Below are 23,066 nucleotides of genomic sequence, written 5' to 3'. Positions count from 1 at the left end.
ATTAGGGGCTTGCCGCGGATGTACCATGCCTGAATATCTTCGAGTGATGATTTGGTGCGGCTTTGTTGAATAAATCAGATTTCGGGTTCCACCTGACTGACCTGCTGCCAGAGCGGGGCGTGATGCTCCGGCACGGTCTGCCAGCCGGATGCAGCCGAACAGAGACGGTGCGATGCCATCTGCTGCTCATTACTGTAGATCCGCAGTTCATCATCCAGCGAGATCCGTATTGATACCGGCTGGCCACACAGGCTTTCCGGCACGCTGTAACGGTTTCCGCCAACCTCGATATAGCCATCCCAGGAGACATGACGGATATCGAAGTAGCTGGTATCGAAGTCCGTATCCGGCAACGGCTGCAGATGCTCCTGTTCCTGCGTGAAGCGCTGTTCCGGTGTCTGCCTGAACTGGCGAAGTTCCCGCCTGTCGGCAACGTCAGCCATCCACTGCTCCAGTAGCTGATTAACCTGGGCGAAGCTGTCGAACCGGCGGTACCGGACGAAGAAGTTCTCCTTGAGGTATTTCACAATCCGCTCCACCTTACCTTTGGTTCTGGCCCTTCGTGGACGGCATGCCCGTGGCAGGAAGCCATAGTGATCGGCCAGCAGCAGGAACCCGGAGTTGAACACCATCTTCCCGTTGTTATTTTTCAGCACTGCGGCTTTCTGATTATCGACCAGCACGGTTTTCACGCTGCCGCCGAAGTAGCGGAAGGCGCGGACCAGTGACTCATAGGTATGTTCAGCATCCTGCTTTGGTGCCGCGAAGACATGGAAGCGACGTGAGAACCCCAGCGTGTTAACCGCGAAGTTAACCCTGCATCGTTGCCCGGCAACCTCAGCCTCAACTTCTCCCCAGTCATGCTGGAGCTGGTAACCGGGCTGAGTTTCGAAGCGAACCGTTTTCTTCGATGGCCGCATCTTACGTTTTGGCTGGATGTAGTAACGCAACATGGAGCGTCCGCCGGTATAACCCATCGCTTTGATTTCCGCGAGGATGACCTCGCCGTTCCAGACATTCTCAGCCAGACGCATGTCGATATAGTCCATGAACGGCCTGAGTTTGGCCATTTTGTGGCGTGTTTTTCTGGCCGGAGGTTCCGGGTATTTCAGGTACCGTCTGACAGTCCGCTCAGAGCAACCAACCTGAGTGGCAATATCAACAATATACGCACCCTGCTGGCGCATTTGCTTTATCATGTAAAAGTCCTCATGAGCATGGGGAGTGCGGACGAATTCCTGGACCTTCAGGGGTTAATTTATGCATTCATACGAGGACCGGATCCGGGCCGTCGAACTCTATTACCGGTACGGAAAGAAAGCCTCCGTTGTCGTCATGGAGCTGGGATATCCTTCCACAAAACAGCTGGGCCGTTGGGTTCGGATTTATGAAGAGAAGGGCGATTTACCCAGGGAATTAAAGCCAAGAGAACGCTATTCACGGACACAGAAAATTGCTGCTGTTGAGCATTATCTTACTCACGGTGGTTGCCTGTCGTACACTCGCCGAGCCATCGGCTACCCCAGTAACGAAATTCTAAAGCGCTGGATTGAAGAGTTTTACCCAAATGCGCGTCCCCTGGTCATTCGCTCAGGCACAAACAAATGCTTCAGCCCGGAAGAGAGGTCTCAGGCCGTCCGGGAGCTCTGTAACCGACGTGGAACCGCGCGTAAAGTTGCACAAAGCATAGGCGTCAGCGTCCCGGTCCTGTACAAATGGAAGAAAGACCTTATCAGTGACGAGGCTTATCAATCCATGCGCAAACGAAAGGCAGCCCCTCAAGATAAAAATCAGGATGCTTTACTCGGTGAAATCCAGCGACTCAGGCAGCAGGTTCATCAGCTGCAGCTCGAACGTGACATACTGATAAAGGCGAATGAACTGATAAAAAAAGATCTGGGCATCAGCTTTCTGACACTGAAAAACAGGGAGAAAACCCTGATAGTTGATGCCCTTAAGAAAAAGTACCCCGTTGCTGAGTTGCTAAGCGTTCTGCAACTTGCCCGCAGCTGTTATTTTTACCACAAAGCCAGCAAACGTCTGTGCGATAAGTATGCGGAAATACGCGTGATCATGGCCGATATCTTTGAGGAGAATTACCGCTGTTACGGCTACCGGCGCCTTCACGCGATGCTTCGCGGTAACAACAGGGTTATTTCTGAAAAGGTTGTCCGCAGACTGATGGCAGAAGAGCAGCTCGTTGTTAAGCGCACCAGGCGACGACGATACAACTCTTACTGTGGCGAAATCGGCCCGGCACCGGAAAATTTACTCGCCCGGGATTTTAGTTCCTGCAGGCCAAATGAGAAGTGGCTGACCGATATTACGGAGTTCCAGCTTCCTGCTGGAAAAGTCTATCTGTCGCCGGTTATCGACTGCTTTGATGGCCAGGTTGTAAGCTGGTCGATAGGAACACGCCCGGACGCGACTGAATCGCCACGGATAATCTAGACACTTCCTAGCCGTTGATAATACTGGTTTTCATATTCTGTCGGTGACATCTGATCGCTGGAACCATGCCGACGCTTACTGTTATAAAACATTTCGATGTAATCAAAAATATCGCTGCGGGCTTCTTCCCGCGTTCCGTAGCTCTTTTTCTTTATCCGTTCGCGTTTCAACAACTGGAAAAAGCTTTCTGCAACCGCATTATCATGGCAGTTACCGCGACGGCTCATGCTGCCCTCCAGGCCGTGTGATTTCAGGAACGACTGCCACTCATGGCTTGTGTACTGACTGCCCTGATCCGAATGAACCAGCACCTGTTTTTGGGGATTACGGCGCCATACAGCCATCAGCAGTGCGTTCAGGACAATGTCCTTTGTCATCCGGGATTGCATGGACCAGCCGATAATTTTGCGTGAGAACAGATCAACAACCACGGCAAGATACAGCCAGCCTTCGTGGGTCCTGATGTAGGTTATGTCCGTTACCCAACGCTTATCCGGAGCATCCGGATTGAACTGTCGCTGGAGCCTGTTGGGCGACACGATACTGGCCTCGCCTTTACGTGCCCGCGGGCTCCGGTATCCGACCTGAGCCTTTATCCCGACACGTTTCATCAGTCGCCAGACTCTGTTCACTCCGCACTGTTGCCCGCTGTCCCGCAGATCCAGATGGATTTTGCGATAACCATAGACGCATCCCGATTCCAGCCAGAACTGTTTAATCTGTCCTGTCAGTCTCAGGTCTGCCTGATGGCGTTGTGAATGCGGCTGCTGAAGCCAGGCGTAAAAACCACTGGGATGAACATCCAGCACCCGACAGAGCAGGCGAACAGGCCAGCAACAGGTGTTGTCACGGATAAAGGCGTACCTCAGTCGGACAGCTTTGCGAAGTACGCCGCGGCTTTTTTTAATATGTCCCGTTCGTCGGTAACCCGCTTCAGCTCTTTCTGGAGACGGCGGATCTCGGCCTGAGCATCTGACTGTTCTTTATTAGCGGAAGAATCCGGACCGTACTTCTTTATCCAGGCGTAAAGGCTGTGGGTGGTGATATCGAGACGTGTTGCAACGCTGGCAACAGAATAACCGCGATCAACAACCTGTTTGACTGCTTCAGTTTTAAACTCTTCGGGATAACGCTTACCGCTCATGGGCACCTCTCTTTAAGCCATCTTAAATGACTCTGAGGTGTCTGTTAAACCCGTGGCGATTCAATCGCGTAGCCTGCGAACATATTAACCTGGTATCTTGTTAACTTAACATCTTGCCATCTTGTTAAGTTCATATCAGATCCAGACGGTCACGGGCCGTGCGCAGGCGCGCTTCTCCGCGGCGATCGTACTGCTGGGTGGTGGTGACGCTGGCATGACCCATCGCATCCTTCACCGTGATGAGATCCTCGCCGTTATCCAGCATGGCGGTGGCAAAGGTTCGACGCAAGTCGTGCGGCGCGCATTTGGCTATTCCGGCCTGGCGCTGGCGCACCTGCAGGACATGGTACACCGCCTGGTCGGTCAGGCGGTCATTCGTCAGGGTGTCAAAACGACGGATACGGGTGAACAGCGGCCCCTCTCTCTCCCCCCGAACCTGTTCAATCCACATTGTTAGCCGCTGCCAGGTACCAGCCGGCATGTATGCCAGCCGCTCCTTGTTTCCCTTACCCAGTACCCGGAGCGCCCGCTCATGGGTGACAACGTCACTCAAATCCAGCCCCACGGCCTCCGAGCGGCGCAGCCCGCAGCCGAGAATGACGGCCAGCATTGCCGCATCGCGTACCCCGATGCTGGAGTCATCGGCCTCGCAGGCACCAAACAGCGCCCGTATCTCCTCCGGTGGCAGGGCCCGGCCGCGCGGCAGGCGGCTGCCCCTCAGGTTACGTACCGCCCGGATGTGCTGGAAACTCTCGACGTCCATTAGCTTAAGCATCCAGGCTTCTTTTGCCACGCCCTTCAGTGCCGAAAGATAGGTGTTGACGGTGGCCGTGGCCCGGCCGGTGTCGCGCAGCAGTTCGGTCACGGCCATCACGTGGTGGCGCCGCAGGCTGCCCCAGCTGCAGGACTCCAGGGACGTGGCGCCGAGCATGCCGGCGACGATGCCAAGGAACGAGGCCATGGTCTGCCGGCTGCGGGGTGAATTGAGGGACAGCAGGTAGGCCCGTGCGGGACTGACCAGGGCATTACCACCTGACAGCACCGGCAGGACATCCTCATCTGGCGGAATGACCACCGGGGGCGGGAGCAGCTCGGGTTCGTCGTCGGGCATCAGGATCATGTCGGGCTCCGTCCGGGCCGGAAAGGGACCGGCGCGCTGCGTGAAAAATCGGGGTAAATGATACCGTCAGAGCGTACCGCAGAGAGTCTACTTTTTCAAAGATACATTTTAATAAGTAGATAAAGCAGCTATCTCGCCTTGATACTGGTGGTATTGCTCTTTACGAAACCTAGTCCGTTCCCTTAGCGGAAATGCTTATAGTTCCTTTGGATTGCTCGGCGCTGTGCTGGCTTTAGCCGTAACGAATATGACGAATGACGTCTTTTTCAAAGTGGGCCAGATAACCCTGATTGGCCTTTCCGCTAAGAATGCGATTCTGGTTATCGAATTCGCGAAACAATTGATGAAAGAAGGAAAGACCCTTATTGATGCGACATTGATTGCATTGAAGCAGCGCTTGTGGTCAATACGGATTACTTCTCTGGTTTTCACATTAAACACTGTTCCGCTGATGCTTACCATGGGGCCAGTGACAGCACAAAGCATGCGATCGGTACCAGTGTATTCGGCGGGATGATTAGCGGAACGCTACTGGCCATTTCCTTTGTTCCGGTATTTTTCGTAAATATCACCCGATTTACTGGCATGCGAAAAGACATACCGGGGAATAGCCGGAACGGCTAATCTCTGCGCTATGTTCCGGTCAGTTTAAAGCAGGCTTCTTGCTGAACTGGCTGGCATTACATTATCAAGGATATTATGAACATCATTATCACACAAAGGTTAATTTAAGGGAGAGGATGCGGCAGCACTTTTCGATTACCTCTCTTCACCACGTGCTCCTTGCTTTTAGGTTGAAAAGTTACATTCACTAGCCGAGGCGGAGGTCGACGTGGCTAAACGAGCCACTGACCCAGCACAGTTTGCCGTTTGTCTAAAAACCGATACGTTAATCGGATATCTTTTTGCGGACAATAGCAATAAGCCAGACAGCAATACCAGGTCAGTAGGCTGACACTTTACTCAACGTTATGAACGCCAGAGATATGCGAACGAGTCATTTGCTGCATTGTTTGATTATTTATTTAAACAGACGTTTGTATGCCTGGGTGGAAGTTTACAATCTGGCTTCTCAAAAATTTTGTGAACGTTACACGCAGAGGTTGCAGAGCAATAGTGGCCCAGAAAAAATGCCTGCTAATTGAAATGAACAATATTCTTAGTGTTTTTAATGGTAATGCAGTTACTGAACACAATTTTATTGAACACAGATCAATGATCTGACTCGCCACTAAATCAAAATTTCAACGTACCTTAGTCTTTGTCTGTTTTTGAAAATAATAAGTAGCGGTAATTCTGAATTGTTTATGAAGAGGTCCCGTACGCCTGCCGTTCACCATCATAAGCTAGCCGGATGCTCGTAACACTTATTTTGGCAATCCGACGGAGCTGACCGACTCTGCTAGTTACTTGAGGATGCCAAGACGCGCCGAACCAATCAAGTAAATGAAAGAAAACAGACAATGCGGCGCCGGAAACAAATACGAATGTTCAGAGTATGAGCAGTTGATATGCACGAAAGGAAGAAAAAAGGCAGGGAGATTAATTCCCTGCCTTTTTTATTATTTAATCAAGAAGTCATCAACATTGCCGCCGTTGGCAATGTGTTCAGCAAAAACTTTAGGTGTACGGCCCTGGCCAGTCCATGTTTTAGTTTCACCGTTTTCATCGGTGTACTGGTATTTGGCCGGTCGTGCTGCACGCTCTTTTTTAGGTTTTGTCTGGCCGGTGGAGAATTCAAGCAACTCTGACGGGTCAATACCATCATCCAGCATCAACTGGCGCAACTTATTCAGCTTCTCTGTACGTTCCGAAATCTCGTTACGTTTTGCTTCTTCTTCATCACGACGTTCCGAAACGATGACATTAAACTTCTCCAGAATGTCTTCCAGAGTTTCGAGAGGCAACTCACGCGCCTGAGCTCGCAGTGAACGGGTGTTATTAAGTGTTTTCAGTTCTTCAGACATTTTAGCTCCAGAGGGTAGTAATCATAATCTCAGTTGATTATGAAACATTAAAAAATAAAATCAACAGAAAGCCAACTGAATTAATGAACAATGTCGAACGGATTCACTTCCTTATGTTTCTTAAAATGAATGAACTGCGCTTGAAGAGCTTCTGAGACATTGTGCCTTGGTATACAGGTTGTAAAGTCGCATGGGGTTCATACATGTTAGATGGGAACGATACTTAAAATGAATCACAGGTAGGGATTTACCCGGCATATTTATGATGTTAAAAAGTTAGAAATACAAAATTAGTTACAAAAACCTTATGGCAACTCATACCATATACCTGATTTAAAATGCATCAACCCTGACTACTTGAGAGTGTTTTGATAAGCGTGGGTCAGGGGTAATGTTACCCCTTATATGAAGATAATCTGAGTTCAGCTTTGATGTAAGGTATTCGCTGATAGTGGCTATGGCAAGCATAATGCTGAGTCAGGGCAACTTTGGTCGAAGATAAATAAACGCTCCCGGTTAAAGTTTTACTTACCATTGCAGGAGTAATGGTTTACCGGGTGCGCATATTTTATGCTCTCTGTCGGTTACTTTGTGTTAAGGGGATTCATTTTTCCGAATCTTCTCATTTTCACGGCTTTCCTTTAAAAGCTCGTCAATCACACGTTCCGTTATTTTTTCCACGGCCTCGCTTCTTGAGAGACCTTCCATATCCGCAAGCCTGTCTATCTTCCGCAGTATTTTCATACGCAGCGATAAAGAGACCGCTGTTTTTTTATCTTTATCCAGAATGACGCGGCCACCTGACTCTGTGCTTTTCAGTTCGGCATTCTTTGCCAGATCATCACTCATCCGTCGCAGCGTTTTTTTATCAAGGTTACCCGGCGTGATCATCTGGTAAGAGTGACTGGCCTTGCTGTACTTTATTTCTGCTGAATAGTCTTCCCTGAGTGCTTTAAGGGCCCGTGTCAGGGTTGGCTCTGAACATTCCAGGCTGGTGATGATATCGGCGGCAGGAACCGGTTTCCCGGTGCCCAGTAAATTAGCCAGAGTGAAAATGCGGACCTGTCGCGTATTGAGTTGCATCGTTAGTTAAAGCCTGCGTCAAAAAAAAGTGGTTCAATTGCCTGAAAGATAAATGTCGTGCTCATCTTTCTGATAACCGGATAGTCTCCAAGCGCTTCCACCGGATCCACATGTTCTATCCCGGCAAAATTAATCGACGCCATCTGTGCTCTGCTAAATTTGCATGACAGGATGTATTCGTCTTCAAGATACCCGGTCCGTTTACTGATGCGCTGGGTAAAACCTGAAACCACCACGTAGTCAAAGGGTAGTGTATGCAGGGCAATACCGGCCAGGCGCAACAGGCACCCATGAACATGGCGTGCGTAATTTTCTCGCTGTGCTTTTTGCGTCATGGCCTTTTCGGTGATTTCTGTACCGCGGGCATTCACACCGTAAGTTTTATCAGGCATGTCTTCTATCTCAGGCAGATCGACATCGAGCCAGACCGTGGACTGTTCAGGTTTGACTTCGAACGTCACCAGAGTTTCCCGTGGCCACTCAGTTTGCGCCAGTACCTCACCCAGTCGGGACTCAAAGAAAGCACTGTCCCTGCGAAACTGGTCACGGGCTTCAGCCTGCGATGCGATCAGCCTGCTTTCATGCTCCTTAGCCTCGAATTGCCAATTGGCATACTGTTCAGCCCAGGCGGTGCGCTGCTGCTGATAGCGATGCTGGCGGAGCGTATTTTCTCGTTCCGTATCAGCCAGCGTCTGCTGCCATTGATTCCTGAGCTCCTCAAGACGCTCTGCACGGGCCGCATCGGATTCAAACCATTTCCCAAAAAATCCTACACTAGTGCTCTCATCCGGTTGCTCTGGTAAGGGCATCAACTCAGGTTTCGCCGGACGTACCGGCGCCGGTACCAGCCAGGGTTTCTGACGACTGGCCAGATATTCTGTTTCCAGTTCGGACCAGCTGATACCCTGGCGGGGATCCGGCGTCAGCTCATGGATATTGGCAATACTGCTCACAACAGACATCAGTGCGCCCACTTCCTTTTCGAGCTCCAGCCGAATAGAAGGATCGGGTTGTGCGCTACGGGCAGTACGTGAGCGGGCTGAGCTATCCAGTCTGGTGCGATAACTCAGGCCGGTACCCGGCAAACCCAGGTTGGCATAAGTGCCCCGGCTACCAATGGATACAGACGCCCCCCGCGGTCCTACGCTGAGACTCGGTGCGCCGTTACTTAAGTTCAGCCGTACGCCGGGAATGATGTTGATCGTTTTACGAAATCGAAATCCCATTACGACATCCTCAGTTTTTCTGTGACAGTGGCATCAGTCTGATACCCTCTGCGCTTTGTTCCGGGATCATGCCATATATCCGGGCTCGTTCCAGTATGCTCGCTGCCCAGCGGCGATGCGTTGCCGGTTCGCACATCGCGCCCTGCGATTTGAATACAGCCTGAGTGGAGTTGAGGATCCGGAGCGCATCCGAATGTTCGCCTGCTGATACCTTCAGTGCGTTTTCGATAACATCAATCTGAGCAGGGTGGATGGCCGTTTTACCCACCAGCCCATGCGCCATATCAAGCGCCAGCTCCCGCGCCATAATGTCATGATCGTCAATATGCTCACAAACTGGCGCCGTCAGCGCAAAATCACGCGGACCGAATACTGACACCAGCATTTTAATCACGTAGCCCATAGGCCCGTCGTAAAGTGTCAGATTCCGCGGCCGTCTCAGCGAGACCACATTCATCAGGTCATTTCCGCCGATACGCAGGGCAATGAGCCGATCAAGGCATGGATGAGAAAGTAGCTTTTCCGCAAGTTCACGCATCCGGAGGACATCAAACACGTCGTCGGTTTCAAGGGTCGGCATAAGACAAAGGTGCGTGTCTGCCATTGCCGCCCACCATTCCGGCAACGAGGCCAGAGTGAATTTTGGCAGTACAAAACCGTCAACGGCGCTCAGGTCGACATTCTGAACCAGCCATTGCCCCATTTCCGTATGTCGCGGGCGAATAAACACCAGCGGCCAGTCCTGGTTACCGGCACGTAATTTTTCCTGGCTGAGGCGCTGCAGCAGCTGTCTCAGATTTTCCAGCGCCCGGGGGATATCTGTTTCACTGACCGCATCCTCCAGACAAATGACCAGCGAGCGAAGTCCCGGGATCTTGCCGTCCAGGATAGCTCCCTCAATATCGTAACGGGTTGCGGGCATGTACAGCGTGGCGCCAAGATTCCAGGGCGAGAGGCGATTTTTCATCAGAGCACCTTTTTAATAATGGTCACGGCCCGGTACTGGCCAAGTGCGTCACCCATTTCGGTAACGATGATCCCTTTATCGCGGGCCAGGCCTACCAGTAACTCGACATCCGGATCGCTGACTGAGCGTACAAACACATGATCGGGTACCCGGCGTAATACGGCGCGGGTTGCTTCAGCGATACCCGGTTTAATCCGGTTGATGCTGTCGACCGCATACCTGTCAGCAAGGAGGGCGATCACATCACGACTCTTCTGCCACAGACCGGTATTCGCTGCCATATTCCAGTCGAGCCCGGGTACAGCCGCGGGATCGAGTTTTTCGCGATAATCGGCAACCGTCCCGACCAGCAAGCGGCTGCATTCGTACTCATTCAGATGTTCGCACACGACGCAGCCGTGTAACCCTTCAGTAGTCCATACAGAGCGTGAAATAAGGCCTGATACCGGCGCCCCCATAATCCCGAACGGGATCAGCCAGTCATCATCGCTTGCCGCCAGCCAGGAGCAGCCACACGGGTCAGCGAGCACCACAAGGCGGGGGTGTTCCGGATAACCGCTGCGTCCTTCCAGGGAGCGAACCAGTTGACCCGTGATCGCGCCTTTACCGGTCCAGCCATCAACGAACACAATGCCATGTGTGCCATGACGGGATTCAATGATATCCAGGGCAGCGGTATCGATGCCGCGATCACGAATGATGCTGATCCCGTAGTGGAAGGATGTTTTCCCCATGTCCCGCAGCGTCTGATGCAGCATCACGCCCAGAGGCACACCGGCCCGGACGAGACTTGCCAGAATAATGGGTTCATCACCAAAGCGGTTGGCCAGTTCGCGGGCAAGTTGTGTTACTTCGTGTGCCAGTCGGGCCGCGCCACGATCCAGTGCGCGTGAGAATAGATCCAGATGCCAAGAGGTAGGGGCAGGCTCCTGGCTCAGCATGTCTGAATAATGCTTTTTGCCGGACTGGATCAGCGCCTCTTTTTGGTCAACCGGCGTCATTTCCATTTCAATGGGTTTGAGCAGGAACTGGACATCACTGGCGTCGTAAGAGCCCGAAAAAGGAATGAGTGGCTGCATCTTACAGTTCTCCAAAAATTTTCATTGAGACGGCTTCAGCGAACTGGCTTTGACGCGGGATCCCGTACCAGCTGCAGAGCTTCATAAAGCGGTGATCGCTAAGACTGTCACCGAGCCCAATCACCGGGAATACACCTCGCTCGGCACGTAATTTGTTCAGCAACCAGGTAACGGCCAGACCTTTTTCCACGGGATGAGGAAGCCAGGCAACATTGTTGCTGTTACGGTGGATATAGAAGTCCGCGACCGGGAATACCGCTTCAATCTCGTCTGCAATGGCATACAGCTCATCAAGCCGTGTGCTGTCGCGGTGCTTCATCACCAGATAGACGGGTGTGCCGTCATATTCATAGTTGAGTCGCGCCCAGGCGTTAATGCCCCTGGCTTCCATCATCTCTGTGATCGCACGTTGCATGGAGATAAGCCTCTCTTCGTACTGCGCCAGGCCCTGCAACATGTGCGCTTTCCAGTCCTCGTCAGGCTGACCCTGTGGGTTCAGGATAACGGCACCATGGGTTGTAATCGCCCAAGAGTGGAAGGGGATCTGCACGCGGATGATTTCTTCAGTGCCGCGGGCCGTCACCGGAATAAGTTCAGCCTGCTCCAGTAACCAGTCCACCAGCATGGACTGCTCTTCAGTCATGAAGCTGCGTGGCGCTAAACTTCTGTCCAGCGCTCCGGTTTTAAAGGGCTCCAGCGCGAGCTCATCCACCATTTTGCGTCGGGTCTGGAAGAGGGTGTCATCAAGGTCACTCAGGACAACGGGTTTATTCATAGCTAATAATCTCCACACTGGCGGCTACTCCTGCCAGCGTCTTCATCAGGTGACTGTCCACGCTGGCCGCTGGCGTCTCGGTGCAAAGCAGAACGCGATCAAACCGCTGGTGCGCAACGTTGTATAAAAAATTGGGAATGCCCAGACCATAGTTATCCGTGAAGGCAATAGCCGACTGAATGGCGAAGCCTGTGGCTATCGGTGATCGGGTAGTGGAACTGTAAAACGCATCCGCACCGGCCTCGGCCAGACGCTCAGCAAGCAGGAACGGTTCCCACACAAATTCACCTGTGCCCAGCACCAGCACGCGTTCTCCCGGTGAGATGGTGATATTACGGCCCAGGTCATTAGCGGGCGCCGTCATCCCCAGTCGGCCCCAGGACTGTTTGCCGGTGATGGGGAAGTTACCCCGGGAAGTCACATTCACCGCTGGCATTACCGGGACGGGCGCGTCCGGGATGGGTTCCCACTGCCATGCACCGCTGACCAATGACAGCGTGCGCACCGGCAAAGGACAACGCGTTTCCAGCGCATCACCACTCCAGTCGGTGAGTGTGACAGCCACAACCTGCTCCAGCTGTGGCAACCGGCCAGTATTGCGCAGTGCCGCAAGGAGATTGATGAAGGTGTTACCGGTTGTGGCTTCATCATCAATCAGAACCAGGGTTCGCGCTTCGGTCACTCTGCGGCGCATTTCCGCCTCAGCGGGCAGGTAGATCAGATGATCTGTCGCATGGCTGTGCTCTTCCTTAAATTCACACAGCAGTTCACCGTCCTGAGGATGGCGCGTTGAGGTCAGGTAAACGGAATCCGCGTAATGGTGGCGAAGTTCATCAAACACGCCAGCCCCGAGACCTACCGCAGTCTCGGCCATCCCGATAAACAGCACCGGTCCGGGAACGGACTCCGGAAACTGGCGGGCCAGACGCTGGTATGCCTGACGCATTGTCGAAGGAGGAACCGGAATATGTCTGCCCAGCACTTTGCTGACAAAGAGAAAAGCACGTTTCGGGTTATGGCGCTCAGCAATATCAAAAAGATCGTTAAGGGACATCTCGCCCCGGGCGCGTGTGACCTGAATCGTGCCGCATGACAATGCACGTCGATAAACAGTGTCTTCGTTCAACAGTGACATAGTGAGCCTTAATTAATACGGTTGGTGAGGTCGGCTGGATAGACGATGACATCGGTAATGGATCGCACCGTTGCAGGCTTGAAGGAAACCATCGCGTTATCCATCACTTCATTTTTCGACATCAGGCCCAGCTGGTGGAAGGCAAACAGCCCCGGCAGATTTACGCCGCTGCGCAACGTGTATCCAATCCCACCTGACGGACGCATATTCGTCTCAAGCAGCACTGGCTTGCCGTTGTGGTCATTACGCGTCTGCACATTGGTGAGGCCGTCCGCGTTCATAGCCCGGGCACAGTTACAGGCCAGCTCGTATGCTTCGCCGCAGTTCACCAGATACTGAAGCGCACCTTCTTTGCGACGTCCCACAGCTGCGAGGACTTCACCCTTGTGCGCCAGAATATCGACAGAATATTCGGGTCCAGGCAGATACGGCATCAAAACAAGGGGGGTAAACGTCTTAGCGGCGCTCAGCGCTGCAATATACTGGCCGGGTTTCACGATCCGGTTTTCCGGGTTGTTGAATACCGCCATGGAGGAGGCCTCGTCATCGAAACGCCAGAATCCCATGCCATAAATACCCGTGACGGGTTTGACACATAGCGGAGTATCCGCAAAAGGAGGATTAGCAAGATGGTCCTGCAGCGCCGAAATCGAGTTGATGCGTACAGAAGGGACGACCGGCAGTCCACATTGCTGCATAAAGTCAGCGAAAGTAACTTTATCGTCGGCAAGCGTCAGCCAGTCAGAAGCCGTCGCGCCAGTGGTGAGCGTAGCGCCCGACGCTTCGATTGCAGCACGATGCTGTTCGAACCACTGACTATTTCGTCCCGTATGAACAGCATTAATCCCGTGTTTCCCGATAGTGTCGAGAATGAAAGCAAGGCGGCTTTCCGGGTCAGAGGGTTCGATTAGCGCATAGTCAGCAACGGCAAGCAATTCATTACGTTCGTGACGATGAGAGGCATAAACAACAAGATTGAAGTTATTAAATTTAGCGAAAGACTTCATTCCCTGAATAATATCACGCTGTGATGAAAGTCCTTCCATAAGCCAAATTTTGTTTTTCATTTTTTAAGTTATTACCTGATAAGTTCAAGCTGTTAAGGCGGTTATGAGAGTCTAAGAATGTCTTAAGTTGATGTCAATCATAATATGATTGTTAAATGCGGGCATTTTCAACGCTATGACTGTGATCATGCAGGGGGTTTATACACTTATATTTCAGCAACCTGAAAGATTTAAGTGCGCAACAATGTAGCGAAAATACAGCCCTGGATCAAAAAACCCTAAAAATTTGTTCTTGCCTCAGAACTTCATCATGATATGATTTTTTACGTTAGTGGATAAGCGTTATCTCTGGGTTAACTTTCTCATCACCATTTAAGGAAATAAATATGGTTTCATTAAGCAAGAATCAGACGGTTTCACTCACTAAACAATCTTCTGCACTCAGCCAGCTTCAGTTTGGTCTTGGCTGGGATCCAATTAAGAAAAAAGGGCTGCTGGGTGGGTTGTTTGGTGGCAGTGGTTCCATCGATCTAGATGCCGGATGTGTCCTCATGGACAGCGCCGGAAACAAAATCGACACCGTCTGGTTCCAACAACTGAAATCCAAATGTACGGCTGTTGTTCACAGCGGCGACAACCTGACAGGTGAAGGCGATGGTGATGATGAAGTGATCAATGTCAATCTGAGCAAACTGCCTGCAAATGTCGAGTACCTGGCCTTTACCGTGAACAGCTTCCGTGGTCAGTCGTTCAACGATGTCGATAATGCATTCTGCCGTGTAGTTGATCAGACCAACAAAGAACTCGCCCGTTATCAGCTGACCGAGCAGGGCGCCCATACCGGCATCGTTATTGCGTCCCTGCGTCGTAATAATGGCAACTGGGACTTCACGGCCCATGGCCACCCATGCCGCGGTCGTACCATTACCGATATGCACTCCGATATCGTTTCAACGGTAGTCCGCTAATGAACCTGACGCCGGGGGGCAATGCCCCCGTACCATCACAGGAGCTCCGGGTTCGAATCACCTCAGGTGGTCCGGTTGACGCCTCTGCGTTTCGTCTTTATGCAGACGGAAAAGTGCAGGGGGATGCGGATATGGTCTTCTACGGCCAGCTGCGCAACGATGATGGCACTGTCAGCCTGGTGAGTGAGGGACAGTATTCAACATTTACTGTCGCTCTTAACCGGCTGAGGACCGATGTCCAGAAAATTGCCTTTACCGTTACCTGTGACGGTGGGCAGACCGTTGCTGGTCTTCGCAATCTGTCTATTGACGTAGAGCAGGGTGCAACCCGTCTGGTTAGCGGCGTCGTGGATTTAACGGGCCGTCAGGAAGCTGCGCTCATTCTGGGTGAATTCTATCGTCGTAATAACGAGTGGAAATTCCGCTTCGTTGCTCAGGGTTTCAATGGCGGACTAAAGCCGCTGGCGGAACACTTTGGTGTTGATATCGCAGACTCACCGGCTCCGGACACTACAACTGCGCCGCCTGCCGTTACGCCACCAGCACCAGCTCCGGCAGCTAATAAAGTAAGCCTGAGCAAGGTTTCCCTGACCAAGGAGAAACCAGCAATCAGCCTGGCCAAACGCGATAACTTTGGCGAGATCCGTATCAATCTTAACTGGAATCGCGCAAGCGGCAGCTCAGGACTGAGGGGCATGTTTGGTTCCAAAGGGATTGATCTGGATCTGGGTGCCTTTGTAGAGCTGGAAGACGGTTACAAATCGGTAATACAGGCGCTGGGTAATGCCTTCGGTGATTATCATGACGAACCTTATGTTCAGCTGCAGGGCGATGATCGTACTGGCGACAATGCTTCAGGTGAATGGCTGCACATCAACGGCCGCGAATGGAAGCACGTTCGTGAGGTCCTGATCTATGCCTTCATTTACGAAGGTGCGGCCAGCTGGGATAAAACAGATGGGATCGTCACCATCCATGTTCCGGATCAGCCGCCTATTGAAACCCGGCTGACAGAAGGCGATAACCGTCGCACCTTGTGTGCGATTGCCCGCCTTGTCAACGAAAATGGCGCCATCAAGGTGGAGCGAATCAACCAGTATTTCAAAGGCCAGTCTGAAATGGACAAAGCCTTTAACTGGGGCTTTCGCTGGAGCGCCGGTTCTAAATAACGTCACATCAAAGGATTTAACCATGAGTTTTTTCGACAAAGTTAAAGGTGCGCTTAATTCCGGGCGCGACGAACTGACCCGTCAGGTTGGCCGTTTCAAAAATAAGAAGTTCATGCAGGGTACAGTCGCTGTCTGCGCCCGTATTGCTGCCGCCAGTGACGGCGTAAGCTCGGAAGAAAAACAGAAAATGATGGGTTTTCTGCGTGCTTCCGAAGAACTGAAAATTTTCGATACCAATGAGGTTATCGAGTTCTTCAACAAACTGGTTTCAAGTTTCGATTTCGATGTTGAGATTGGTAAAGGTGAAACCATGAAGTACATCCTGGCGCTGAAAGATCAGCCTGAAGCCGCACAACTGGCATTACGCGTTGGTATTGCTGTTGGCAAAAGCGACGGTAACTTTGACCCGGATGAGAAAGCAGCCGCACGTGAAATCGCTGTCGCGCTCGGCTTTGACCCGGCTGAATTCGGCCTCTGAGATACATCCTTTAAAGGTAAATTATGGTTTCGACACATATTGGTTTTCCGGTTGAGACAGTCACAGTGTTTATTGCGCTGTCACTCGGTGCCATTTTCATTGACCTGTTCATGCACCGTCATGACAAGCCAATTTCGCTGAAAAGTGCCGCGCTGTGGTCCGTGTTCTGGGTCATTGTCGCGATGGCATTTGCCGGGTTCCTGTACGTTCACCACGGTGCTGAAGTCGCAAGCCTGTTTGTCACTGGTTATGCACTGGAGAAGGTGCTTTCTGTCGACAACCTGTTCGTGATGATGGCCATTTTCTCCTGGTTCTCGGTACCGGATCGTTTCCGTCACCGTGTGCTCTACTGGGGCATTATTGGCGCCATCGTCTTCAGGGGCATTTTTGTGGCCATCGGTGCTGGCCTGCTGAGCCTGGGGCCGTATGTTGAAGTGGTATTCGCCCTCATCGTGGCCTGGACGGCTGTCATGATGCTCAGAAGTGGCGGTGATGAAGAGGAAGTGGAAGACTATTCGCAGCATCTTGCATACCGGATGGTTAAACGCTTCTTCCCGATCTGGCCAAAACTTCAGGGTCACGCTTTCCTTCTCTCTCAGAAAGAAGTGGATGCCGAGCTGGCAAAACCTGAAAACAAAGATGTGACCATCGGTCGCGGTAAGAAAGCATGGCGCTACGCCACGCCGCTGATGCTCTGTGTGGCAGTAGTGGAGCTCTCCGATGTCATGTTTGCGTTTGACTCGGTCCCGGCCATCATAGCCGTCAGCCGTGAGCCACTGATTGTCTACAGTGCCATGATGTTTGCTATCCTGGGCCTTCGTACCCTGTATTTCGTACTCGAAGCCCTGAAGCAGTATCTGGTGCATCTGGAGAAAGCCGTTATCGTACTGCTGTTCTTCATCGCTGCCAAACTGGGGCTGAACGCAACAGACCATATCTGGCACCACGGGTATAATATTGCGGCCACCACCAGCCTGTACGTCGTGCTGGGTGTCCTGGCCGTCGGGATCATTGCAAGCGTCATGTTCCCGGGCAAACCAGAAACAGAGGGAAAGGAGAGCTAATCTCCTGAGAATTTCACTAATTCTATTACTAATGCATGAGGCTGAACTATGAGTGTTTCTCTTTCTAAAGGCGGTAACGTATCCCTGAGCAAAGCAGCTCCAACCATGAAAAATGTTCTGGTTGGTCTGGGCTGGGATGCTCGTTCCACTGACGGGCAGGACTTCGACCTGGATGCTTCTGCGTTTCTGCTGAGCGCCAGTGGCAAAGTTCGTAATGACGCAGATTTCATTTTCTATAACAACCTGAAGTCAGCTGACGGGTCCGTTACCCATACCGGTGATAACCGTACCGGTGAAGGCGATGGTGATGATGAATCCCTGAAAATCAAACTGGATACTATCCCGGCAGACGTGGATAAGATTGTGTTTGTGGTGACGATCCATGATGCACAGGCCCGCCGACAGAGCTTTGGTCAGGTATCCGGTGCGTTTATCCGCCTGGTGAACGACGATAACCAGACTGAAGTCGCTCGTTATGATCTGACTGAAGACGCCTCCACAGAAACCGCCATGCTGTTTGGCGAACTGTATCGTCACAATACCGAATGGAAGTTCCGTGCGGTCGGCCAGGGTTATGCTGGTGGCCTGGCTTCCGTGTGTGCTCAGTACGGCATTAACGCGTCCTGATAAAAGTCGCTTTTCTGTCCCCGGGCTGTTCATTCAGCCCAAACCCTAATTAATAGCAGGAGCTTAACAATGGCAGTTTCTCTCGTTAAAGGCGGTAACGTATCCCTTACTAAAGAAGCACCAACCATGAATGTTGCGATGGTTGGTCTGGGCTGGGATGCGCGTGTCACCGACGGTCAGCCATTTGACCTGGATGCGTCTGTGTTCGCGGTAGGTGATGACGGTAAAGTGCTTTCTGATCAGCACTTCATTTTCTTCAACAACAAAACCAGTCCTGACGGCGCCGTGGAACACCAGGGTGACAACCGTACTGGTGAAGGGGATGGCGATGATGAGTCGGTCAAAATTGATCTGACCAAAGTGTCAGCTGACGTTAAAAAACTGGTATTCGCTGTCACCATCTATGACGCCGAAGTCCGTAAGCAAAACTTCGGTATGGTGAGCAACAGTTTCATGCGCGTTTACAACAACGATAATGCTGCTGAAATCGCACGCTTCGATCTGTCTGAAGATGCGTCCACCGAAACCGCTATGATCTTTGGCGAACTGTACCGCCATGGCGCCGAATGGAAATTTAAAGCCGTAGGCCAGGGTTTTGCAGGTGGATTACCGGCGCTGGCATCCCAGCACGGTGTTAATATCTAATAATAATTACATACTCAACCCCGGTGCTGTCACTGGGGTTTTTTTATAGGTGTCTGCACATGGCAAAGAAAAAAGATGATGGTTCGGCTGTAATACTACTTTTTGTTGTAGCGTTTTTTGTGTTCCTGCCCTTTCTGATATTCGGGATGTTCTTCTACCGAAAATTAAAAAGAAAATACTCAGCAATACCAAACATCCAGCGTGTTTACGATATTGGCGTTCTGTTTAAAACGTTGGGTGCCTCCATTGCTGTAATTGTGGTTTCAGCCGTACTGGTTCTGCAACTGAGTGCACTTCCGGCTAAATTTGTATCGCCAGGAACCGCACATTACATTGCGAGAGTTTTATTCATTCTCTATCCGATTGTCATGATATGGCCAATGAAAAAAATGGCTGAGCGCATCGCCATTGAGTACTTCGGCATCGTCTTCAATGACAACGACAGAACAATTATCCTCCCAGCCGACATAGGCAATATGGGACTGGGTGACTGGCTTCGCCTCAGGTTCCTGAGCAGAATGGGCGAGCAGGACAGCATAGAGATACGCAAAATATCGAATATCACCCGAGAGAAAGGCGTCAATTTCTACATTCACGGTGATTTTGGGTCCCGCCGTATCAACTTTTCCAATAAACAAAAGCGTGACGAATGTCTTTCGGCGCTGCAGGCCAGAACCCGCGTAAAGGGTGGCAGAGACTACGGTTATTAAACAAGGAGCAGAAGCCATGCAATTACAGTCAGGTCAGAATATCCCTCTAACTTCATCCTCTATCACGCTCAACCTGCGATATCCGGTGCGACCGGCTTTTCGCGGCGAACCCGATACCTGCGTTTTCATGCTCAACGCACAGGGAAAGGTGAGTGGTGATAACGATTTCATCTTTTTTAATAATCTGAGTTCACCGGATGGCGCCGTTAAACTGACTCCTGGGACACAGCAATCAAGCGTGCATATTGAACTTAACCGTGTATTACCGGCTGTTCAGAAAATTGCCTTAACTCTCGTCATCGATGGCAGCGATACCATTACCGGCCTGCAGCAGCTGAGCCTGCAGGCACCCGGCATCGCATCATTCGATCCCGAGACGGCAGGGCGCAGCGAGAAAGCCATCATCGTGGCGGAGGTCTATCGTCATAACGGCAACTGGAAGCTCCGGGCGCTTGGCCAAGGTTTCAATGGCGGGCTTGAGCCGCTGGCCATCAGCTACGGTGTTGACGTGTCATCTCCAGCTCCGACACCGGCTCCTCAACCTTCAACAGCTCCGACGATAAGTCTTGAGAAAAAGCTGGAGAAACAAGCGCCACGCCTGGTCAGCCTTGCAAAAAAAGCGACCGTCAGCTTGACCAAGCACAAGCTTAATACGCTGCAGGCGAGCGTAGCGTTTGTGCTCGATGCCTCTGGCTCAATGACCGGAGAGTTTTCAAGAGGGCATGTGCAGTCTGTACTGGATCGCATCGCTGTTCTTGCCGTTCAGTTTGATGATGACGGTGAAATGGATCTTTGGGGCTTTGCTGAAAAGCACCGAAAATATCTGAATGTCACGCTGAGTAATCTCGATAATTATGTCGAAACCATTCAGGGGAGTGGCAAACGCTCAAGGTGGGAATTACTGCCTGGCTTGGGTGGTACGAACAACGAGCCACCAGTGATGGAGGAGATTGTTGATTACTACCGGGACAGTAAGCTACCTGTCTATATCGTATTCATCACGGACGGCGGCATCAGTAAAACAAAAGCGATAAAAGATGCTATTCGTCGATCCGCAAATTATCCAATCTTCTGGAAATTTGTCGGCCTCGGAGGTTCGAATTATGGCATCCTGAAAAACCTTGATGATTTTACAGATCGTAAGATCGATAACACGCACTTCTTTGCCATGGATAATTTCGCAACCGTTAGCGATGAAGCACTTTACGATAATCTTCTTGAAGAATTCCGAACGTGGATTGATGAGGCTAAGTTAAAGAATATTCTGTAATTTTGAAGGCCACGTAGCCTGGTGTAATTCCAGGCATATTAAGATTAACCCAGGCAATTTAACTTAAGTTTAATTTAATATTTCCGGCGTTAATGGCATGTTAAAATGCTGTAAAGCGAACAAATACGCTGTTTATTTATTGTCCGGAAGGTATGGATGTCGTATCTTCCGGAATTCTTTACAATGCCTCGTATGATGACATTTTTGTACCAAGGACCGTTGAAGCTAGAAAGTTAACTCTGGCTAAACACTTAGCTACAGCTTTTTAAGCTAATTGTATTAGCATCATCAATATGCAACATATCCTTGATCGTAATACTATATCATTCATCTCTGGTCACTATCACGAAACCTTTTCTTTTTTGCCTCCTGCATCGCCTGATGCCTTCTTCGTCTGGGCACCTCATTGGCGCCAAATATAATAACAAAAGCAATTATTGCAATAACAACAAATAAAATAATCATTTTCCGTCCTTTTTGAGTTTTTTATCGATCCCATCTTCTTCCTTTTCAAGCGACTTTTTACGTCGCTTTTCAAGATGGTCCGAAGCTTTTTTTCCTGCAAAAGCTGATGAAAAAGCCGTCACTAATAACCCAACAGCGGCCAGGATGTTTTTACTTTGTGACAAGACCATACTCCTCGTTCAGAAATATGTAGAAGCCTTTGTCTATATTGCCATTATCGAAAGGTTCCCGGCCATGGACATCGATTAAATTATTACGCAATTTTTGTATCTGCGACTTTAAATCATCCACCGGCATTTCGCCAGAAGCGTACTCATACCTCAGCAGTTCAAGCGAGACAATCGTTTCCAGTTGGGCGACATCTGCAGCATTAAGATCTTTGCTTTGCCGCAAACGCTCAGCTGCTGCTGTTACTACAGCAGGCTCGCAACAATCATCGGAGTCTTCAAAATGATAAAAGTTTTTTGTATTAGTGGCATGGTTTACTAAGCGCATACAGTTTTTATCCAATCGTCAAAATTTGATTCGCTGTCATTAAGTACGGCAATAGATTTTTCATAATGAGTCATGACCTGACGATGCTGTTTATGGACTATCAACACCGAACGGGCGCTGTTCCAGAGGAACGGACCGGCAATAAGGTAGTTCAGCTTTCCGGTTCGTCCAAGAGTTCCTGTTACCAGCAGAAGCATCTGTATAACAAGCGCAGTGCCATAAGCGATCACCGCAAGTTGCGTCTTATGCAGCTCTTTTTCATCTTCAGGAGTATCCAGTCCCCTGTGGGCAAAAGCGCCATAAGATAGTAAGAGCATCTTCATAACAGCGTAGGTGGATGCATCAGCTGCGTTAATAGTTCCGTACTCATCTCCCAGAGCTTCCATTAAAGGATTCGAGGCTGCATACCCTGTAGCTTTGGTGGGGTCCTCTTTCCACTCTGTAAAAAAAGAAGAAAAGGGCAGAGGAAGACCTTTCGTTGTGGGTAAATCGGAAAGATAGTGGGTCAGAATATGCAGTATTGCCTTCAAATGCAGGCCGAGGCCACTGCTACCGGGAAAGTTACTTTCGAGATACTTGAGTACCAGGGAATAGACCGATTGCCCTCCGACATCTTGCCCGCCATACGTATAACCGTCAGGCAGTTTCTGATTGAGATTAAAGTCGTGCCCAAAGATTGAACGATGGTTACCACCTGCCCGGTAGTCTAAGGGACTGGGGCCTTTATCCTTAGGCTTAAAATTCTCATGCAGCTTTACGAATTTCTCTTCAAGTGCATCTGCATAGTGATTTGTCAGTTGCGCAGCTCCAACTCCCATGATCCCAATGCAGACTGCCACAACAATATCATTGGGATTGAGTGAACGATAATCTGTTGATATCTCCAGGTCTGCAAGCATCGTCTCGAAATCCACCGTACCGACTGCCATTTTGGCCCGTTCATCCAGGGACAAGTGCGCGGTGGTAGGATCAACTATAATTTCACCTGTGTGCCTCTTCACCAGATAGTCAAGGTTGGTCGCTCTTTGATCCCAGTAAGCATCTTCCGGTTCTGCTATGAAAACCGATTTAATTTTGTGCCATATTTTCGCCATTTCGTCCTCATGAGTTTACTAAGCGGAGCTATGTTCTAGGCTGGCTGTCCGTCAGCATGACGGAATAGTGGATGCCATGTGGCAGACTGATTAATAATGGCTTATTGAGGAAGGTGCGAACAAGTTC

The 23,066-nt window shown here is 50.7% G+C and carries 22 protein-coding genes and 3 pseudogenes; 11 read left to right on the top strand and 14 right to left on the bottom strand.

The genetic code is table 11. The features are described 5' to 3' along the window. Positions 1-74 precede the first annotated feature (74 nt). On the bottom strand, positions 75-1,199 hold the full coding sequence (gene istA / locus IPZ49_RS22000; RefSeq protein WP_016236494.1) for an IS21 family transposase: 1,125 nt from the start codon (positions 1,197-1,199) through the stop codon (positions 75-77). A 61-nt stretch (positions 1,200-1,260) separates the two neighbouring features. On the opposite strand from istA, the pseudogene IPZ49_RS21995 reads away from it, so the two are divergent. After that, a pseudogene (locus IPZ49_RS21995) lies at positions 1,261-2,430 on the top strand (IS3-like element ISKpn38 family transposase); the annotation flags it as partial. Between the two features lie 17 nt (positions 2,431-2,447). Here IPZ49_RS21995 and IPZ49_RS21990 read toward each other — a convergent pair. Further along, positions 2,448-3,595, bottom strand: a protein-coding gene (locus IPZ49_RS21990) for an IS3 family transposase (RefSeq protein WP_088581786.1) whose coding sequence is annotated in 2 segments (ribosomal slippage) — positions 2,448-3,358 and positions 3,358-3,595 — 1,149 coding nt in all. Because the reading frame shifts where the segments join, the coding sequence is not laid out codon by codon here. A 130-nt stretch (positions 3,596-3,725) separates the two neighbouring features. Next, positions 3,726-4,715 carry a tyrosine-type recombinase/integrase gene (locus IPZ49_RS21985; RefSeq protein ID WP_016236492.1) on the bottom strand — a complete coding sequence of 330 codons (990 nt, stop codon included), beginning with the start codon at positions 4,713-4,715 and terminating at the stop codon, positions 3,726-3,728. A gap of 173 nt (positions 4,716-4,888) precedes the next feature. Here IPZ49_RS21985 and IPZ49_RS21980 point away from each other — a divergent pair. Beyond that, a pseudogene (locus IPZ49_RS21980) lies at positions 4,889-5,339 on the top strand (efflux RND transporter permease subunit); the annotation flags it as partial. Between the two features lie 103 nt (positions 5,340-5,442). Continuing rightward, positions 5,443-5,818: pseudogene (locus tag IPZ49_RS21975) on the top strand (GNAT family N-acetyltransferase); the annotation flags it as partial. Positions 5,819-6,277: 459 nt separating this feature from the next. Here IPZ49_RS21975 and IPZ49_RS21970 read toward each other — a convergent pair. From IPZ49_RS21970 to IPZ49_RS21935, 8 genes are all read right to left on the bottom strand, one after another. Then, complete coding sequence (locus tag IPZ49_RS21970) at positions 6,278-6,682, bottom strand: H-NS family nucleoid-associated regulatory protein (RefSeq protein ID WP_045337323.1); 405 nt, start codon at positions 6,680-6,682, stop codon at positions 6,278-6,280. A gap of 594 nt (positions 6,683-7,276) precedes the next feature. Continuing rightward, positions 7,277-7,765 carry a tellurium resistance protein TerW gene (locus tag IPZ49_RS21965; RefSeq protein WP_045295136.1) on the bottom strand — a complete coding sequence of 163 codons (489 nt, stop codon included), beginning with the start codon at positions 7,763-7,765 and terminating at the stop codon, positions 7,277-7,279. Between the two features lie 2 nt (positions 7,766-7,767). Next, positions 7,768-8,991, bottom strand: a complete 1,224-nt coding sequence (locus IPZ49_RS21960) for a DUF4236 domain-containing protein (protein WP_045295134.1) — start codon at positions 8,989-8,991, stop codon at positions 7,768-7,770. 10 nt (positions 8,992-9,001) lie between these two features. After that, a complete protein-coding gene (locus IPZ49_RS21955) occupies positions 9,002-9,958 on the bottom strand; it encodes an HpcH/HpaI aldolase/citrate lyase family protein (protein ID WP_045295132.1) in 957 nt (318 codons plus the stop codon). Next, positions 9,958-11,037 carry a cysteine protease StiP family protein gene (locus tag IPZ49_RS21950; RefSeq protein ID WP_045295130.1) on the bottom strand — a complete coding sequence of 360 codons (1,080 nt, stop codon included), beginning with the start codon at positions 11,035-11,037 and terminating at the stop codon, positions 9,958-9,960. Before IPZ49_RS21950 ends, IPZ49_RS21955 begins: the two co-directional genes overlap by 1 nt. 1 nt (position 11,038) lies before the next feature. Then, positions 11,039-11,812 (bottom strand): hypothetical protein, encoded by a 774-nt coding sequence (locus tag IPZ49_RS21945; RefSeq protein ID WP_045337322.1) that lies wholly within the window; start codon positions 11,810-11,812, stop codon positions 11,039-11,041. Then, positions 11,805-12,947, bottom strand: a complete 1,143-nt coding sequence (locus IPZ49_RS21940) for a phosphoribosyltransferase domain-containing protein (protein WP_045337321.1) — start codon at positions 12,945-12,947, stop codon at positions 11,805-11,807. The genes IPZ49_RS21945 and IPZ49_RS21940 overlap by 8 nt, the downstream gene beginning before the upstream one ends. A gap of 8 nt (positions 12,948-12,955) precedes the next feature. Continuing rightward, positions 12,956-14,014 (bottom strand): ATP-grasp domain-containing protein, encoded by a 1,059-nt coding sequence (locus IPZ49_RS21935; protein ID WP_045337319.1) that lies wholly within the window; start codon positions 14,012-14,014, stop codon positions 12,956-12,958. A gap of 326 nt (positions 14,015-14,340) precedes the next feature. Between IPZ49_RS21935 and IPZ49_RS21930 the strand changes: the two genes are divergently transcribed. From IPZ49_RS21930 to IPZ49_RS21895, 8 genes are all read left to right on the top strand, one after another. Further along, positions 14,341-14,922: a TerD family protein gene (locus tag IPZ49_RS21930; protein WP_045295122.1), complete on the top strand. Its 582-nt coding sequence runs from the start codon at positions 14,341-14,343 to the stop codon at positions 14,920-14,922. Beyond that, entirely contained in the window at positions 14,922-16,091 is a 1,170-nt protein-coding gene (locus IPZ49_RS21925) for a TerD family protein (protein ID WP_045295120.1), read from the top strand. Before IPZ49_RS21930 ends, IPZ49_RS21925 begins: the two co-directional genes overlap by 1 nt. A gap of 22 nt (positions 16,092-16,113) precedes the next feature. Next, positions 16,114-16,569, top strand: coding sequence for a tellurite resistance TerB family protein (locus IPZ49_RS21920; RefSeq protein ID WP_045295118.1), 456 nt, complete (start codon positions 16,114-16,116; stop codon positions 16,567-16,569). A 23-nt stretch (positions 16,570-16,592) separates the two neighbouring features. Then, positions 16,593-17,633 carry a TerC/Alx family metal homeostasis membrane protein gene (locus IPZ49_RS21915; RefSeq protein ID WP_045295116.1) on the top strand — a complete coding sequence of 347 codons (1,041 nt, stop codon included), beginning with the start codon at positions 16,593-16,595 and terminating at the stop codon, positions 17,631-17,633. A 48-nt stretch (positions 17,634-17,681) separates the two neighbouring features. Further along, positions 17,682-18,260, top strand: coding sequence for a tellurium resistance membrane protein TerD (terD, locus tag IPZ49_RS21910; protein ID WP_045295115.1), 579 nt, complete (start codon positions 17,682-17,684; stop codon positions 18,258-18,260). A gap of 69 nt (positions 18,261-18,329) precedes the next feature. After that, entirely contained in the window at positions 18,330-18,905 is a 576-nt protein-coding gene (locus IPZ49_RS21905; protein ID WP_045295113.1) for a TerD family protein, read from the top strand. Between the two features lie 59 nt (positions 18,906-18,964). Further along, positions 18,965-19,615, top strand: a complete 651-nt coding sequence (locus IPZ49_RS21900; protein ID WP_045295110.1) for a hypothetical protein — start codon at positions 18,965-18,967, stop codon at positions 19,613-19,615. Between the two features lie 16 nt (positions 19,616-19,631). Continuing rightward, positions 19,632-20,885, top strand: a complete 1,254-nt coding sequence (locus tag IPZ49_RS21895; RefSeq protein WP_045337318.1) for a VWA domain-containing protein — start codon at positions 19,632-19,634, stop codon at positions 20,883-20,885. 461 nt (positions 20,886-21,346) lie between these two features. Here the strand turns inward: IPZ49_RS21895 and IPZ49_RS21890 are convergent, their stop codons facing one another. The 3 genes from IPZ49_RS21890 to IPZ49_RS21880 are packed head-to-tail and all read right to left on the bottom strand — an operon-like array spanning position 21,347 to position 22,939. Continuing rightward, complete coding sequence (locus IPZ49_RS21890; protein ID WP_158409080.1) at positions 21,347-21,514, bottom strand: hypothetical protein; 168 nt, start codon at positions 21,512-21,514, stop codon at positions 21,347-21,349. Then, positions 21,501-21,845, bottom strand: coding sequence for a hypothetical protein (locus tag IPZ49_RS21885; protein WP_045337317.1), 345 nt, complete (start codon positions 21,843-21,845; stop codon positions 21,501-21,503). Before IPZ49_RS21885 ends, IPZ49_RS21890 begins: the two co-directional genes overlap by 14 nt. Then, positions 21,836-22,939: a hypothetical protein gene (locus IPZ49_RS21880; protein WP_045295106.1), complete on the bottom strand. Its 1,104-nt coding sequence runs from the start codon at positions 22,937-22,939 to the stop codon at positions 21,836-21,838. Before IPZ49_RS21880 ends, IPZ49_RS21885 begins: the two co-directional genes overlap by 10 nt. Positions 22,940-23,066: the final 127 nt, after the last annotated feature.

The organism is Enterobacter cloacae complex sp. S2 (genome assembly GCF_015159675.1).
Taxonomy (GTDB): domain Bacteria; phylum Pseudomonadota; class Gammaproteobacteria; order Enterobacterales; family Enterobacteriaceae; genus Enterobacter; species Enterobacter intestinihominis.
Note: the sequence above shows the minus strand (reverse complement) of the source record. Positions and strands in the feature narration are given on the sequence as shown.

Excerpts from the sequence above, each read along its gene's own strand:
- IPZ49_RS21905 (WP_045295113.1), top strand. The coding sequence starts at position 18,330 with ATGGCAGTTTCTCTCGTTAAAGGCGGTAACGTATCCCTTACTAAAGAA.
- IPZ49_RS21935 (WP_045337319.1), bottom strand. The coding sequence starts at position 14,014 with ATGAAAAACAAAATTTGGCTTATGGAAGGACTTTCATCACAGCGTGAT.
- IPZ49_RS21940 (WP_045337321.1), bottom strand. The coding sequence starts at position 12,947 with ATGTCACTGTTGAACGAAGACACTGTTTATCGACGTGCATTGTCATGC.
- terD (WP_045295115.1), top strand. The coding sequence starts at position 17,682 with ATGAGTGTTTCTCTTTCTAAAGGCGGTAACGTATCCCTGAGCAAAGCA.
- IPZ49_RS21960 (WP_045295134.1), bottom strand. The coding sequence starts at position 8,991 with ATGGGATTTCGATTTCGTAAAACGATCAACATCATTCCCGGCGTACGG.
- IPZ49_RS21885 (WP_045337317.1), bottom strand. The coding sequence starts at position 21,845 with ATGCGCTTAGTAAACCATGCCACTAATACAAAAAACTTTTATCATTTT.
- IPZ49_RS21915 (WP_045295116.1), top strand. The coding sequence starts at position 16,593 with ATGGTTTCGACACATATTGGTTTTCCGGTTGAGACAGTCACAGTGTTT.
- istA (WP_016236494.1), bottom strand. The coding sequence starts at position 1,199 with ATGATAAAGCAAATGCGCCAGCAGGGTGCGTATATTGTTGATATTGCC.
- IPZ49_RS21985 (WP_016236492.1), bottom strand. The coding sequence starts at position 4,715 with ATGATCCTGATGCCCGACGACGAACCCGAGCTGCTCCCGCCCCCGGTG.
- IPZ49_RS21925 (WP_045295120.1), top strand. The coding sequence starts at position 14,922 with ATGAACCTGACGCCGGGGGGCAATGCCCCCGTACCATCACAGGAGCTC.
- IPZ49_RS21970 (WP_045337323.1), bottom strand. The coding sequence starts at position 6,682 with ATGTCTGAAGAACTGAAAACACTTAATAACACCCGTTCACTGCGAGCT.
- IPZ49_RS21920 (WP_045295118.1), top strand. The coding sequence starts at position 16,114 with ATGAGTTTTTTCGACAAAGTTAAAGGTGCGCTTAATTCCGGGCGCGAC.
- IPZ49_RS21955 (WP_045295132.1), bottom strand. The coding sequence starts at position 9,958 with ATGAAAAATCGCCTCTCGCCCTGGAATCTTGGCGCCACGCTGTACATG.
- IPZ49_RS21900 (WP_045295110.1), top strand. The coding sequence starts at position 18,965 with ATGGCAAAGAAAAAAGATGATGGTTCGGCTGTAATACTACTTTTTGTT.
- IPZ49_RS21965 (WP_045295136.1), bottom strand. The coding sequence starts at position 7,765 with ATGCAACTCAATACGCGACAGGTCCGCATTTTCACTCTGGCTAATTTA.
- IPZ49_RS21895 (WP_045337318.1), top strand. The coding sequence starts at position 19,632 with ATGCAATTACAGTCAGGTCAGAATATCCCTCTAACTTCATCCTCTATC.
- IPZ49_RS21945 (WP_045337322.1), bottom strand. The coding sequence starts at position 11,812 with ATGAATAAACCCGTTGTCCTGAGTGACCTTGATGACACCCTCTTCCAG.
- IPZ49_RS21950 (WP_045295130.1), bottom strand. The coding sequence starts at position 11,037 with ATGCAGCCACTCATTCCTTTTTCGGGCTCTTACGACGCCAGTGATGTC.
- IPZ49_RS21930 (WP_045295122.1), top strand. The coding sequence starts at position 14,341 with ATGGTTTCATTAAGCAAGAATCAGACGGTTTCACTCACTAAACAATCT.
- IPZ49_RS21880 (WP_045295106.1), bottom strand. The coding sequence starts at position 22,939 with ATGGCGAAAATATGGCACAAAATTAAATCGGTTTTCATAGCAGAACCG.